The following is a 15,638-nucleotide window of genomic DNA, read 5'->3' on the forward strand; positions in this document are numbered from 1 at the left end:
CGCGCCGGCGCGTTAGCGTTCGCGCAACGCCTCGGCTGCGCGGTTCAGCGGCTTGACCAGGTAGTCGAACACGGTGCGGCGCCCGGTGCGGATCTCCGCGGTGGCGACCATGCCCGGCAGGATCGGATGCCGCTTGCCGTCGCGGGTTTCCAGATACGCGTGCTGCGTGAGCACGTAGACACGGTAGTAATACACGCGCCGGTCGACCTGGTCTTCGATCGTGTCGGGCGAAATCCGCTCGACCTTCGCCGGCAGCGACCCGTAGATCGACGACTCGAACGCCGTGATCTTCACGCTCGCCTCCTGCCCCGGATGAATGAATGCGATGTCGCGCGGGCTGAGGCGCGCCTCGATCAACAACTGGTCGTCGAGCGGCACGATCTCCATCAGCATGCCGCCCGGCGGAATCACCCCGCCGAGCGTCGACACCCGGATGTCCTTCACGATGCCGCGCGCCGGCGCGCGAATCACGGTCCGCCGCAATTGATCGGCACGCCCTTCGCGAACCTTGAGCAGCGGTTCGAGATCGGCCATCGTCTTCGAATAGTCGGCTTTCAGCGCGACGTAGTATTCGCTCTGCGCCGCTGCGAGCTTCGTCGAGAATTCGGCGGCCTTCTGACGCAACCGGAGCACCTCGACCTCGTTGGTCGCGCCGGTTTTCAACAGCGGCAACGCAATCCGGAGCTCGTCCTCGGCGAGCCGCAACTGTTCGCGCAGGTTGGCGACGTTCTCGCGAAACGCGCGCCGGTTTGCGACGAACAGCTGACGCTCACGCCCGGTCACGGCCTTCTCGTTCGCCAGTTCCGCCGGGAATTCGATGCCGGGCAGGTCGTTCATCTCCGCATACAGCCGCGCGGCACGCCCCTGCAATGCGGTGATCCGTTCCAGCGTTTCCTCCATCGACGAGCGCGCGAGCACCGGATCGAGCGTCGCGAGCCGCTGGCCCGCGTCGACGACATCGCCTTCGCGCACCGCCAGTTCCAGCAGGATGCCGCCTTCGAGACTCTGGATGACCTGCCCTTTCGATGCCGGCGTGACCTTGGCTTCGCCGACCGCGACTTCGTCGAGGTTCGCGAACGCGGACCACACGAGGAAGATCGCCAGCGCAGCAACGATCAGCCACAGCATCCGCCGGGCGGGTGCCGCTTCGCGTGCGCGATGCGCCGACCACGGAAAATCGCTCATCGTGCCTCTCCCGCCATCTGCGCCGGCAACGGGCTCGACTCGCCAGCCGGCGCGCGCGAAGCCGCCGCCGGCTCCGGCGTGCCGGCACCGCGCAACGCTGCCAGCACCTCGTCTTTCGGACCGTCACGCACCACGCGCCCGCCATCGAGCACGATGATGCGATCGACGATCGAGAGCACCGGATAACGATGCGTCGCGACGATCAACGTGCGATGGCCGAGCCACTGCCGCAGGCGCTCGACGATCGCGCGCTCGGTCGCCTCGTCGAGCGACGCGGTCGGCTCGTCGAGCAGCAACACGTTCGGCGCGCGCAGAATCACGCGGGCCAGCATCAGCGCCTGCTTCTGGCCGCCGGACAGGCCGAGGCCGCTTTCGCGCAGTTTCAGGTCGAGGCCGTGCGGCTGCCGCAACAGCAACTGGTCCGCGCAGGCGACCTTCATCGCCGCGAGCATCGCATCGTCGGTAGCGAGCGGATTCGCGATCAGCAGGTTCTCTCGCAGCGTGCCGTAGAAGAGACTCGATTCCTGCAGCAGCATCCCGACGTCGCGACGGACGTCAGCGACGTCGATCAGCGGCAGTGGCGTGTCGTTGAACAGGATGCGCCCCTGCACCGGCGTCGCGAGTCCGCCGAGCAGCCGCAGCAGCGTCGATTTGCCCGCACCGACCCGGCCGAGAATCGCGATCCGCTCGCCCGGCTCGATCGACAGATTCGGAATACCGAGCACCGGCTTTGCCTGCGGATCGAAGCTGTATCCGACCTGCTCGAAGCGATATCGGCCGACGAGCGCCGGCTTGTGATACGCATCGACCGCCGGATCATGATCGACCGGCAGCGCGAGCAGGTTGTCGAGCCCCTTCTTGCCCGCGCGTACGTTCTGGATGCGCGACAGCACGGCGGGAATCTGGCCCAGCGGGGCGATCGTGCGGCTCGTCAGGATGGAACAGGCCAGCACGGCGCCGAACGACAGGCTCGCGTCCAGGATGCCGTACACGCCGGCGACCAGTACGCCGGCGTACGCAAGCTGCTGCACCGTCTGCGCGAGATTGACCAGCAGACCGGCCAGCCGGCGTTGTTGCAAGCCGATATCGGCATTCACGCGATTCGTCCGCGCCCACAGCTGCCGGAATCGCGGCTCCGCCTGCAACGCCTTGATGTCCTCCGCGCGATAGATGGCCTCCATCAGGATCGCGTTGCGCAGCGCCGATTCCTCGAGCCCCTGGTTCGACAGCTTCGCCAGCGGGATTTGCGCGAGCACGCCCGGCAGGATCAGCAGCGGGATCGCCGCGAGCGGCACGAACGCGAGCGGCCCGCCGAGCAGCCAGATGATGAACAGGAACGTGATGACGAACGGGATGTCGATCAGCACGCCCATCGTGCTCGACGTCAGCAGCTCGCGCAGCTGTTCGAGGTCGCGAAGCTGGGCGACCAGCGTGCCCGGCGAGCGCGGCCGCGCGTCGTTGCGAATATCGAGCACGCGCGCGAAGAACATCGCGGACAGCTTGAGGTCCGCCTGCTTGCCGAAATGATCGGCGATCGATACGCGGGCGGTACGCAGCAGCAGTTCCAGCGCGAGCGCGAGCACGACGCCTGAAGCCAGCACCCACAGCGTGTGCGTCGCCCGCGCCGGGACCACACGATCCCACACCTGCATCGCGAACAGCGACGTCGCGATCGCGAGCAGATTGCCGAACAGCGAGCCGGCACCGAGATCGAGCAATACCTTCCATTGCGCCGAGAACAGATCGTGCAGCCAGGTGTCGGGTTTGGCGGACAGGTAGCCGTCGACGCGTTCATCACGCCGCGCGACCCGCTCGTGGACGATCAACATCCGGGCCGGCCACGCCGGCGCCGGCGCGCCCAGATCGATCGCGCGTTCGACCGGCTTGCCGTCGAAGACGAACTGGACGACCGCACGCCCCGCCGCGACCGATACGATCACGCCGACATGCGCATCGTCGAACACGGCGAGCGCCGGCAGCATCGCCGGCGTGAGCCGTGCCGGCGGCAACGCGACGAACTGCGCGGCCAGGCCCGCGGACGCGGCGACTTCGATGACGGCGGCGTCCGGCTCCGCGACGCTCGCCCACGACGCCGCGCCACGGACCTGCTCGGGCGAAACGGCGAGACCGAGATGCCGTGCCGCGAAAATCAGCGGGTCGGTCCAGCGCGCGATATCGGCGCCGGCATCGCGCCCGGCGCGAAACGCATCATTCATGACGACTCCCCTCGTGTTCGCGCAGCAATTCGACGAATTTGCCGACTGCCACGTATGCCTTGATGCGCGCGATCGCGCCGTCGGCCAGTGCGTTGATCGCCTCGACTTCCGATTCGAAGATGTCGCGCTCCGGATTCACGACGTCGGTCAACGTACGCTTGTTCAGGATGTATTCCTGCCAGTACAGGTCGCGCGACGCGCGCGACAGCGCGGTCACTTTCTCGTAGCTGTTCAGGCGCGCGGCCGCGCCGGACGCTTCGATTTCCGCCGACTTGAGCGCGCTGCGCGTGACGAGCCGCCGGTTCTCGAGGCTTTCGCGGTTCGCGCGCAGTTCGGCTTCGGCGGCCGCGATCTGGTGTTTCGCCAGGCCGCCGAGCGAGTAGTTGCCGCTCACCGCGAAACCGATCCATGTGTCGTTGGTCGCGTTCGGGCGGCCGCTCGATATCGAACGGCTCGCGCCGATACCGATCGACGGAAAGCGTTCCGCCTGCGCGACCCGCACGCGCGCATCGGCCGCATCGACGGCCGCCGCCGCGGCAAGCACCGACGGCGTGCGTTCGATGTCGCCGCCGGCGTGGCCGAGATCGCCGACGAAATCGACCGTGCCGCCGAGGGGCGCCACGCGCCGCGGGCGGGCGCCGATCAGTTCGGTGAGCTTCGCGGCGGCGACGTCGAAGCGCGTGTTGGCCTTCAGCACTTCCGCCTGTGCATGCAGGATCGCCAGTTCGACCAGATTGCGGTCCGACGAAACCGACAGTCCGGCCCGCACGCGATCGAGAATCTTCGTGCGCGTGTCGCTCAGCGCGGCGACCTGGCGCCGCGCGGCGGCGACGACGTCCTGGCTCGCGGCCAGTTCGATGAACGTCGACGCCGTCTGATACGCAACCGTCTCGATCGTGTCGGCCAACTGGTACTGCTTCTGGCTGCGCGTCGAGTCCGCCGCGGAAATCCGGCCCGACGTACGGCCGAAGTCGTACAGCAACTGCGACACGCCGATCGAGGCGCGCGTGCCGGTGCGGTTGCCGTTGCTGCCGAAACTGCCGCCATAGCCGGGGCGCACGCCATAGTCGATCTTCGGGTACCAGGCCGCTTTCGCGACCTCGACCTCCGACAGGCTTTGCGCCACTTCCGCATGCGCGCGACCGATGTCCGGATGGCGCGCGATCGCGACGCCGACCGCGTCGCGCAGCGTCAGGCGATCGAGCGCGATGCGCAGCGTTTCGCCCGATGCGCCGGCGGAATCCTCTGCAACCTCGGGATCCGCTGCGTGCGCGGCGGCGGGCGTGTCGAATGCGTCCGGCAGATCCGGCGTGATCGTCGTCACCCCGTCGTGCGGCAACGGCACCGGTGATGGCAGGTCGCCCGGCGCCATCGCGCGGGACAGGTTCGCGAGGACGATGCGCCGTGCCGGGTCCGCAGGCGGCAATGGCGGCGCCAGGTGCCGGCGCGGGGCGGCAGCGGCGGCGGCGGGCATGCCGGCCGGCAACGGCACGAACGACGGCGCCATCGCGGTGTGCATCGCCGGAGCGGCAACCCGGGGAGACCCCGGCGGCAACGAACGCGCGGGAGATGCCGCGGCAGCCTGGGTCGCAGGAGCCGGCACGCGGACCGCGGTCTCGAACGAATCGGTCAGTCGGCCGCTCGGCAGCGGCGACGACGATGACGCGAACGCCACCGAGGCGGTATCGAACAGCGCGATCGCGAACAACACATGGCCTGGATGAAAAACGGCACGCGCCGCGCGAGCGGCGCGACGCACTGTGAATCTCGAGCAAGCGGTTGTCTTGAGCATCATCGGGACGCCGGCGGCGAGCCGTCCGGCAAAGCTGGCCCCGCGCATGACGCGGGAACGGATATGCGTCGGGCGAGCCCGCGTCGCGATGCGAACGGGCCTGCCGTGTCGGGGAGGCAGGCCGGCCTCCCCGGGGCGCTGCGGTCAGACGATGATCTGATGGTTCGCGAGCAGGCTCTCCAGGTTGGTCGTCACGTTGTTCAGCGTGACGAGGGTTTCGGAACCGAACGCCGTCCCGGCGCCGTCGCGGTCGATGCTGATCACCGTATCGGCGCCGACGTTCGTCACCGACAGGAACTGCCCGATCGTGTCGCCCGCATCGATCGTGGGCACGCCGTCCACGTAGTGCGCGGGCCCGTCCGCGTCGGCCGTGTAGCCGACCAGCAGCTTCGACAGATCGATCTTGTCGCCGCTCGTATCGGTGGGGCCGCTTGCCAGCTGGAAGTCGGTGATGACGTCATGGCCGTTGCCGCCGGTGTTGTCCGCGCCGACGACTTCCCACAGGAACACGTCGGTGCCGGCGCCGCCCGTCAGCGTGTCGTTACCGGCGCCGCCGATCAGGATATCGTTGCCGTTGCCACCGTTCAGCGTGTCGTTGCCGGCGCCGCCGCGCAGCAGATCATTGCCGTCGCCGCCGTTCAGCACGTCGTCGCCGCCATAGCCGTACAGTCGGTCGTTGCCGGACGTGCCCGTGACGGTGTCGCTGCCCGACGTCCCCTCGATGATCGACGCCGACTGCGTCGAGCCGAGCAGGCTCGCGTTCAGCAACTGACCGGCGGTGGCCGATGCGGACAGCCCTGTCTTGTCGGTCGCGGAGATCGTCACGCTGTCGAGCGCGCTGATGCTGATCAGCCCGCCGTTCAGCGTGATCGAACCGAGAAACTCGTTGAGCCTCAGGTTGTCGATCGGGCCGCCGTCGGTCGCCGTGATCGTCAGGTCGGACGACGGCCCGATGATGCCGAGGATTCCGGGGTTGTTGACGACGTTGAAGTGCAGCCCCAGTTCGTTCGCCAGCGCCTGGTTCGCGTTGAATTGCAGCGCGCCGAGGCCGAGCAATCCGCCGTAGTGCAGCGTCACGTGATCGAGGTTGTTGTTGTAGTCCGATGCGGAGAACGCCTGCTGCGTGCTGAAATCGATCAGGTTGAGCAGGTTCGCGCCGATGATCCCGAGCAGGTTCCCCGACGCCTGCGCCGATACGACCGGTGCGACATTCGGATCGATCGTGAAAAGCTGCGACGTCGTCGGGCCGAGGTTGCCGGCGGCATCGACCACGCGCACCGTCGCCGTGTAGTTCGCCGCGGACAACACGCCCGGCGTGTACCAGGTCCAGTTCGTGCCGTTGACGGTCGCGTTGGTCCAGTGGGCGCCGCCGTCGAGGCTGACCTGGACGACCTCGCCCGCACCGAGCGCAGCATTCAGCGTGCCGCTCAGGGTCGGGGTCGTGTCGCCGGTGATCCAGTCGTTGGGCACGCCGGTGTTGTCGGTCAGGGTCGTCAGCGTGGCCGTCGCAGTCGGTGCGGTCGTATCGACCGTGATCGCGAATGCCGCGCTGGGGGGGCTCACGTTGCCGGCCGTGTCCGTGGCAGTCACCGTAATCGAGTGCGCGCCCTCTCCCAAACCCGTGGTCGGCGTGAACGTCCAGTTTCCGGACGGGTCTGCTGTCGTCGTACCCAACAACGTCGTGCCGTCATAGACGCTCACCGTGCTGCCTGCTTCCGCTGTACCGGCAAGCGTCGGGGTCGTGTCGTCCGTCGTCGCGCCAGTCGTCAGCAGACCAACGATCGAGCCAACGTCGTCGGTCACGGTGCCGATGATCGGCGCGGCCGGCGCCGTCAGGTCTGCAACCGTTACCGACGCGGACGGGCCGGTGTTGCCAGCCGCGTCCGCGGCGGTCACGCCGATCACCGTACCGATCGGCAGCGGGCTCGATGGTGTGTACGTCCACGCGCCACTCGGGTCGGCCGTCACGGTGGCGTCCGGCGTGCCGTCACCGTTCGTATCGATGTTGACCGTTGCGCCCGCTTCGGCCGTACCCGACAACGACGTACCGTCGGTCGCATTCACCGTCGGTAATGCAGGAGCCGTCGTATCGATCGTCAGGTCGAAGGCCGTGCTCGGGGTGCTCACGTTGCCGGCCGTGTCCGTGGCAGTCACCGTAATCGAGTGCGCGCCCTCTCCCAAACCCGTGGCCGGCGTGAACGTCCAGTTTCCGGACGGATCTGCCGTCGTCGTGCCCAGCAACGTCGTGCCGTCATACACGCTCACCGTGCTCCCTGCTTCCGCCGTACCGGCAAGCGTCGGGGTCGTGTCGTCCGTCGTCGCGCCAGTCGTCAGCAGGCCAACGATCGAGCCAACGTCGTCCGTGACACTAACAACGATCGGTGCGGCCGGCGCCGTCGTGTCTCCCGTCACCGTTACCGAGGCAGACGGGCCCGTGTTGCCTGCCGCATCGGTAGCAGTCACGCCGATCACCGTACCAGCCGGCAGCGGGGTCGACGGCGTGTACGTCCACGCGCCGCTCGGGTCGGCTGTCACGGTGGCGTCCGGCGTGCCGTCGCCGTTCGTATCGATGTTGACCGTTGCGCCCGCTTCGGCCGTGCCCGACAGCGACATACCGTCCGTCGCGTTCACCGTGGGTAATGCAGGAGCCGTCGTATCGATCGTCAGGTCGAAGGCCGTGCTCGGAACACTCACGTTGCCGGCCGTGTCCGTGGCAGTCACCGTAATCGAGTGCGCGCCCTCTCCCAAACCCGTGGTCGGCGTGAACGTCCAGTTTCCGGACGGATCTGCCGTCGTCGTACCCAACAACGTCGTGCCGTCATACACGCTCACCGTGCTGCCCGCTTCCGCTGTGCCGCTCAATGTCGGCGTCGCGTCATCAGTACTGCCTCCGGAAATGATCGCACCAACAACAGAGCCTACGTCGTCCGTCACCGTACCGATGACCGGCGCACCCGGTGCCGTCGTGTCGCCCGTCACCGTTACCGATGCAGACGGGCCCGTATTGCCCGCCGCGTCCGTGGCCGTCACGCCAATCACCGTGCCAGCCGGCAGCGGGGTCGAGGGCGTGTACGTCCACGCGCCGCTGGGGTCGGCTGTTACGGTGGCATCCGGCGTGCCGTCGCCGTTCGTATCGATGTTGACCGTTGCACCCGCTTCGGCCGTGCCCGACAACGACGTACCGTCCGTCGTGTCCACTGTCGGAATCGACGGAGCTGTCGTATCGATCGTCAGGTCGAAGGCCGTGCTCGGGGTGCTCACGTTGCCGGCCGTGTCCGTGGCAGTCACCGTAATCGAGTGCGCGCCCTCTCCCAAACCCGTGGCCGGCGTGAACGTCCAGTTTCCGGACGGATCTGCCGTCGTCGTGCCCAGCAACGTCGTGCCGTCATACACGCTCACCGTGCTCCCTGCTTCCGCCGTACCGGCAAGCGTCGGGGTCGTGTCGTCCGTCGTCGCGCCAGTCGTCAGCAGGCCAACGATCGAGCCAACGTCGTCCGTGACACTAACAACGATCGGTGCGGCCGGCGCCGTCGTGTCTCCCGTCACCGTTACCGAGGCAGACGGGCCCGTGTTGCCTGCCGCATCGGTAGCAGTCACGCCGATCACCGTACCAGCCGGCAGCGGGGTCGACGGCGTGTACGTCCACGCGCCGCTCGGGTCGGCTGTCACGGTGGCGTCCGGCGTGCCGTCGCCGTTCGTATCGATGTTGACCGTTGCGCCCGCTTCGGCCGTGCCCGACAGCGACATACCGTCCGTCGCGTTCACCGTGGGTAATGCAGGAGCCGTCGTATCGATCGTCAGGTCGAAGGCCGTGCTCGGAACACTCACGTTGCCGGCCGTGTCCGTGGCAGTCACCGTAATCGAGTGCGCGCCCTCTCCCAAACCCGTGGTCGGCGTGAACGTCCAGTTTCCGGACGGATCTGCCGTCGTCGTGCCCAGCAACGTCGTGCCGTCATACACGCTCACCGTGCTCCCTGCTTCCGCCGTACCGGCAAGCGTCGGGGTCGTGTCGTCCGTCGTCGCGCCAGTCGTCAGCAGGCCAACGATCGAGCCAACGTCGTCCGTGACACTAACAACGATCGGTGCGGTCGGCGCCGTCGTGTCGCCCGTCACCGTTACCGAGGCAGACGGGCCCGTATTGCCCGCCGCATCGGTAGCAGTCACGCCGATCACCGTACCAGCCGGCAGCGGGGTCGACGGCGTGTACGTCCACGCGCCGCTCGGGTCGGCTGTTACGGTGGCGTCCGGCGTGCCGTCGCCGTTCGTATCGATGTTGACCGTCGCGCCCGCTTCCGCCGTGCCCGACAGCGACGTACCGTCCGTCGCGTTCACCGTGGGTAATGCAGGAGCCGTCGTATCGATCGTCAGGTCGAAGGCCGTGCTCGGAACACTCACGTTGCCGGCCGTGTCCGTGGCAGTCACCGTAATCGAGTGCGCGCCCTCTCCCAAACCCGTGGTCGGCGTGAACGTCCAGTTTCCGGACGGATCTGCCGTCGTCGTACCCAACAACGTCGTGCCGTCATACACGCTCACCGTGCTGCCCGCTTCCGCTGTGCCGCTCAATGTCGGCGTCGCGTCATCAGTACTGCCTCCGGAAATGATCGCACCAACAACAGAGCCTACGTCGTCCGTCACCGTACCGATGACCGGCGCACCGGGTGCCGTCGTGTCGCCCGTCACCGTTACCGAAGCAGACGGGCCCGTATTGCCCGCCGCGTCGGTAGCCGTCACGCCAATCACCGTGCCGATCGGCAGCGGGGTCGATGGTGTGTACGTCCACGCGCCGCTCGGGTCGGCTGTTACGGTGGCGTCCGGCGTGCCGTCGCCGTTCGTGTCGATGTTGACCGTCGCACCCGCTTCGGCCGTACCCGACAGTGACGTACCGTCGGTCGCGTTCACCGTCGGTAATGCAGGAGCCGTCGTATCGATCGTCAGCTCGAAAGCCGTGCTCGGAACACTCACATTGCCTGCCGTGTCCGTGGCGGTGACGGTCAAGCTGTGCGCGCCCTCTCCCAAACCCGTGGCCGGCGTGAACGTCCAGTTTCCGGACGGATCTGCCGTCGTCGTGCCCAGCAACGTCGTGCCGTCATACACGCTCACCGTGCTCCCTGCTTCCGCCGTACCGGCAAGCGTCGGGGTCGTGTCGTCCGTCGTCGCGCCAGTCGTCAGCAGGCCAACGATCGAGCCAACGTCGTCCGTGACACTAACAACGATCGGTGCGGCCGGCGCCGTCGTGTCTCCCGTCACCGTTACCGAGGCAGACGGGCCCGTGTTGCCTGCCGCATCGGTAGCAGTCACGCCGATCACCGTACCAGCCGGCAGCGGGGTCGACGGCGTGTACGTCCACGCGCCGCTCGGGTCGGCTGTCACGGTGGCGTCCGGCGTGCCGTCGCCGTTCGTATCGATGTTGACCGTTGCGCCCGCTTCGGCCGTGCCCGACAGCGACATACCGTCCGTCGCGTTCACCGTGGGTAATGCAGGAGCCGTCGTATCGATCGTCAGGTCGAAGGCCGTGCTCGGAACACTCACGTTGCCGGCCGTGTCCGTGGCAGTCACCGTAATCGAGTGCGCGCCCTCTCCCAAACCCGTGGTCGGCGTGAACGTCCAGTTTCCGGACGGATCTGCCGTCGTCGTACCCAACAACGTCGTGCCGTCATACACGCTCACCGTGCTGCCCGCTTCCGCTGTGCCGCTCAATGTCGGCGTCGCGTCATCAGTACTGCCTCCGGAAATGATCGCACCAACAACAGAGCCTACGTCGTCCGTCACCGTACCGATGACCGGCGCACCCGGTGCCGTCGTGTCGCCCGTCACCGTTACCGATGCAGACGGGCCCGTATTGCCCGCCGCGTCCGTGGCCGTCACGCCGATCACCGTACCAGCCGGCAGCGGGGTCGAGGGCGTGTACGTCCACGCGCCGCTCGGGTCGGCTGTTACGGTGGCGTCCGGCGTGCCGTCGCCGTTCGTATCGATGTTGACCGTCGCGCCCGCTTCCGCCGTGCCCGACAGCGACGTACCGTCCGTCGCGTTCACCGTGGGTAATGCAGGAGCCGTCGTATCGATCGTCAGGTCGAAGGCCGTGCTCGGAACACTCACGTTGCCGGCCGTGTCCGTGGCAGTCACCGTAATCGAGTGCGCGCCCTCTCCCAAACCCGTGGTCGGCGTGAACGTCCAGTTTCCGGACGGATCTGCCGTCGTCGTACCCAACAACGTCGTGCCGTCATACACGCTCACCGTGCTGCCCGCTTCCGCTGTGCCGCTCAATGTCGGCGTCGCGTCATCAGTACTGCCTCCGGAAATGATCGCACCAACAACAGAGCCTACGTCGTCCGTCACCGTACCGATGACCGGCGCACCCGGTGCCGTCGTGTCGCCCGTCACCGTTACCGATGCAGACGGGCCCGTATTGCCCGCCGCGTCCGTGGCCGTCACGCCAATCACCGTGCCAGCCGGCAGCGGGGTCGAGGGCGTGTACGTCCACGCGCCGCTGGGGTCGGCTGTTACGGTGGCATCCGGCGTGCCGTCGCCGTTCGTATCGATGTTGACCGTTGCACCCGCTTCGGCCGTGCCCGACAACGACGTACCGTCCGTCGCGTTCACTGTCGGAATCGCCGGAGCCGTCGTATCGATCGTCAGATCGAAGGCCGTGCTCGGAACACTCACGTTGCCGGCCGCATCCGTTGCGGTGACGGTCAGGCTGTGTGCGCCCTCACCCAAACCCGTGGTCGGCGTGAACGTCCAATTTCCGGACGGGTCGGCCGTCGTCGTACCCAACAACGTCGTGCCGTCATACACGCTCACTGTGCTGCCTGCCTCCGCTGTACCGCTCAATGTCGGCGTCGCGTCATCAGTACTGCCGCCGGAAATGATCGCACCAACAACAGAACCCACGTCATCCGTCACGGTGCCGATGACCGGCGCACCCGGTGCCGTCGTGTCACCCGTCACCGTTACCGAGGCAGACGGGCCCGTGTTGCCTGCCGCATCGGTGGCCGTCACGCCGATCACCGTACCAGCCGGCAGCGGGGTCGAGGGCGTGTACGTCCACGCGCCGCTCGGGTCGGCTGTCACGGTGGCGTCCGGCGTGCCGTCGCCGTTCGTATCGATGTTGACCGTTGCGCCCACTTCGGCCGTGCCCGACAGCGATGTACCGTCCGTCGCGTTCACCGTGGGCAGCGCGGGAGCCGTCGTATCGATCGTCAGCTCGAAGGCCGCGCTCGGGGTGCTCACGTTGCCGGCCGCATCTGTCGCAGTCACCGTAATCGAGTGCGCGCCCTCGCCCAAACCCGTGGTCGGCGTAAATGTCCACTTCCCGGACGAATCCGCTGTCGTCGTTCCCAGCAGCGTCGTGCCGTCATACACGCTCACCCTGCTACCCGCTTCCGCGGTACCGCCGAGCGTCGGCGTCGTATCGCTCGTCGCACCGCCGATCGTCACCGGATGTTGTGCATCGTCGCTGACGGCCGTAATCGCAGGCGTTTCCGGCACGATCGTATCCACCACGATCCCCACCGTGCTCAGCTCGCTCGTATTGCCGCTACTGTCGGTCTGCGTCACGGTGATCTGATGGGCGCCCTCCGGCAACGTACCGGCCGTGTACGACCAGCGCCCGTTCGCGTCCGCAGTCACCGCACCGATCGTCTGACCATCGACCTGGATCGTCACCGTCGTGTTCGGCTGAGCGCCCGAACCCGCGATCGTCGGCGACGCCCGCCCCGTGACGATATTGCCGTTGCCGTCGGTCGACTGCCCATCGATCGAATCGATCGCCAGTCGCGCCGGCCCGGTCGGCGTTCCTCCGCCACTGGCGCCGCTACCGCCGTCATCCCCACCGCCGCCGCTGGCCGCGGCTGCCGCAATGCCGCCGGCCGCGGCGACGCCGCCGAGTATTCCGAGCAGCGCACCAGTCGACAACCCGTCGCCGATCGGCGCATAAGTGAGCGCCGCATCGACGATGCCATCGCCGGTCGCCTGCAGTGCGGGGCCGAACTGCACAAGAAATCGCCCGTCGTCCTGAACGAAGACGAGATTGTGATAATCCGCGCCGTTCTCGAAGAACGCCTGAACGCGCACTGTTCGGCCGTCCTTGAATTCGACGACCAGGTCGTTCCCCGAACGCGCATAGTTGGCCACGTCCTCCTTGTGGGCCGACAGCAGAAAATTCGCCGGGCCACCCGGCGACGCGACGACCTGCGAACCGTTGGCGACCGGAACATCGACGTGATTGCTCAAGACCGACGAGGAAACCATTGCCCGACTCCTTGTAGATGGATGTGACAAAAGCTGGCCCGTCGATGACAGGCAAACGTTCAACCAAACAGGCGCGACGGAGCACGACGCGAATTCGCGCCGCTGCAAACCGGGTATCCGGCTCGCGCGGGACGCAACTAGCCGCTAGCCCGCCCGAGGCGGCCTATGCCGGAAAAGGAAAAATGGAGCCGGGGCTGCTACGGAATCAGGGATGAGTCCAGACGGCCGGAACAGCCGTTCGCCCTGCGTGCCGGGAAATGGCCCAATACAACGCGCCAGTCCGACGGACATACGTGTTTGATGGCCCTCGCGCCGCGGGTGTTGTCCACGCGGCGATTTTTTGTTTGATATTGGATCTGCATTTCTACCGCCCTCGCCATATTAGTTATTTCCTTTTATCGCGAATCATCAACAATTCGCTTGATCAGGGCGAATTGCCGCGGCGCACCATCACTCTCTCTATGTACCGCTCGTGCCTGCGTTTAGATTACACCGGTCTTTCACGTACATGATTGCACTCCACTGGCACTTTTACAAATATTTTCAGCCTTTCTTTCGCATATTTCCCGCCGCTTATAAAAACATAAACAATTGTCTGGATTGGTTCACCTTATTCGCTGTCGTGGCAATGAGTCATCGCGATGCGGGTTATCCCCGAAAGCACCGCTGGAAACCGAATGTTTTCGGCCCAGCCGGTGCGACAAGGCGTATGCGCGCACGCTCGCACCCAACGCTGCAGGGTGAAAAATGAAATCGAACCTCACCATGCAACTATATTGAGATCGAGCATTTCGACGCGTCGGATCCTGCCAAAAACCTCTTCGACGACAAGGATTTTCGCAAGACGCTTCTCTCTTCCCGACATTCACTCAAAAACTTCCGACATCCGGGCGCTTCCGACCCCAGCATCCGTTTCTGCCTGGATGCCCGGAATTCAATTCAACCTTCGCCGCAACCCTGTCCGCTCATACCAAAAACCCGTCTCCCGAAAACCACACCCGATGAATCCAGAAACGAAATAAACGACCTGGTCTTTATTAATTGAATCGTCGCCGCAGACAATCGATGCTCATTTCGTCCGCGTCCTGGCCGCCATCGGCACGCCGCGTATCGTGCGTGCATCGGCCGCGGTCCTGAATTACCATCGTGCATCCCCGCCCGGCAAGCCTGGCCGTTCGCGGTTCAAGGTCGGAATATCCCGGATCCATCGATCGTGCTCGCCCTCATCATCCTCGCCGGCCTGTGGGCCGGCCTGCAGAACGCTCTCGCCGGCGGCGGCTCGTTCGTCACGCTGCCCGCGCTGATCGTGTCGGGGATGTCGCCGCTCGCGGCCAACATCACGTCGACGGTCGCACTGTTCCCCGGCCAGGTCACGACGGGCTGGGCGAGCCGGAACATGGTGAGCGGCGTGGGCAGGCTGCCGTTTCGCGCGCTGTTCGCGATCAGCGTGGTCGGCGGCGCGCTCGGCGGGCTGCTGTTGCTGAAGACGCCTTCGTCGATCTTCTCGCGCCTCGTCCCGTGGCTCGTGCTGTTCGCGACGATCGTGTTCGCATGGGGCAGCTTCTTTCGCAAGCCGGGCGCGGGCACGCAACATCTCGGCCCTGTCGCGGCCGGGGCCTCGCAGTTCCTGATCGCGATCTACGGCGGCTACTTCGGCGGCGGCATCGGGTTCCTGATGATGGCCGCGCTGACGATGGCCGGCCTGCCGCCGCGTCGCGCGATGTCGACCAAGAACGCGCTCGCGGGCGTGATGAATGCGTCGGCGGTCGTGCTGTTCCTCACCTCGCCGCACCTTCACTGGCGCGCGGCGATCGCACTCGGCGGCGGCGCCATCGTCGGCGGCCTGCTCGGCGCATGGGCGCTGCATCGCGTCAACGAACGCGTGCTGCGAATCGCGATCGTCTGCATCGGCGTGCTGCTGACCATCGGGTTGTTCGTCAAACCGATCTGACCCACGCCCACGCCTGCCGCGATCGCGGCAATTGATGAGCAAACCGCAAGACGTCTTTCGCATATCTCGTTTGCCGTCGCGGCGGTGTCCGCCGACAATCCGGTTTGTCGCCATCACCGCCCTCTCGCGGGCACCGACCGGCACACCGTGGCCGCCATTTCGATACACCGCAGGCGGCCCCGCACATCGCGTCACACACGCTCCCTCGACATCGGCGCCCCGCGGCGGCAGAACGCTTGCCGCC

Annotated in this window: 6 protein-coding genes; 2 read left to right on the forward strand and 4 right to left on the reverse strand. The window is 66.6% G+C overall.

Annotated features, from left to right (window positions below; translation table 11 throughout):
- Window positions 1-12 precede the first annotated feature (12 nt).
- Genes KU887_RS22380 through KU887_RS22390 form a run of 3 tightly spaced genes read right to left on the reverse strand, consistent with a single transcriptional unit; the run spans window position 13 to window position 4,827 of the window.
- Window positions 13-1,185 carry an HlyD family efflux transporter periplasmic adaptor subunit gene (locus KU887_RS22380; RefSeq protein WP_258258167.1) on the reverse strand — a complete coding sequence of 391 codons (1,173 nt, stop codon included), beginning with the start codon at window positions 1,183-1,185 and terminating at the stop codon, window positions 13-15.
- Window positions 1,182-3,401, reverse strand: a complete 2,220-nt coding sequence (locus tag KU887_RS22385) for a type I secretion system permease/ATPase (protein WP_258258168.1) — start codon at window positions 3,399-3,401, stop codon at window positions 1,182-1,184. The genes KU887_RS22380 and KU887_RS22385 overlap by 4 nt, the downstream gene beginning before the upstream one ends.
- Window positions 3,394-4,827 (reverse strand): TolC family protein, encoded by a 1,434-nt coding sequence (locus KU887_RS22390; RefSeq protein ID WP_230205442.1) that lies wholly within the window; start codon window positions 4,825-4,827, stop codon window positions 3,394-3,396. The genes KU887_RS22385 and KU887_RS22390 overlap by 8 nt, the downstream gene beginning before the upstream one ends.
- Between KU887_RS22390 and KU887_RS22395 the strand changes: the two genes are divergently transcribed.
- Window positions 4,712-5,125, forward strand: a complete 414-nt coding sequence (locus KU887_RS22395) for a hypothetical protein (RefSeq protein WP_249214370.1) — start codon at window positions 4,712-4,714, stop codon at window positions 5,123-5,125. The two genes, KU887_RS22390 and KU887_RS22395, sit on opposite strands and share 116 nt — an antisense overlap.
- A gap of 212 nt (window positions 5,126-5,337) precedes the next feature.
- Here the strand turns inward: KU887_RS22395 and adhA are convergent, their stop codons facing one another.
- The gene (gene adhA, locus KU887_RS22400) at window positions 5,338-13,443 is read right to left on the reverse strand and encodes a cable pilus-associated adhesin AdhA (protein ID WP_258258170.1); all 8,106 of its coding nucleotides are present in this window, start codon (window positions 13,441-13,443) and stop codon (window positions 5,338-5,340) included.
- 1,213 nt (window positions 13,444-14,656) lie between these two features.
- On the opposite strand from adhA, the gene KU887_RS22405 reads away from it, so the two are divergent.
- Window positions 14,657-15,394, forward strand: coding sequence for a sulfite exporter TauE/SafE family protein (locus KU887_RS22405; RefSeq protein WP_006490854.1), 738 nt, complete (start codon window positions 14,657-14,659; stop codon window positions 15,392-15,394).
- Window positions 15,395-15,638: the final 244 nt, after the last annotated feature.

The organism is Burkholderia sp. EMB26 (genome assembly GCF_024730645.1).
GTDB lineage: Bacteria > Pseudomonadota > Gammaproteobacteria > Burkholderiales > Burkholderiaceae > Burkholderia > Burkholderia cenocepacia.

What these genes read in the sequence shown, in the direction of transcription:
- KU887_RS22380 (WP_258258167.1), bottom strand. Translation starts at nt 1,185, where the DNA reads ATGAGCGATTTTCCGTGGTCGGCGCATCGCGCACGCGAAGCGGCACCC.
- KU887_RS22385 (WP_258258168.1), bottom strand. Translation starts at nt 3,401, where the DNA reads ATGAATGATGCGTTTCGCGCCGGGCGCGATGCCGGCGCCGATATCGCG.
- adhA (WP_258258170.1), bottom strand. Translation starts at nt 13,443, where the DNA reads ATGGTTTCCTCGTCGGTCTTGAGCAATCACGTCGATGTTCCGGTCGCC.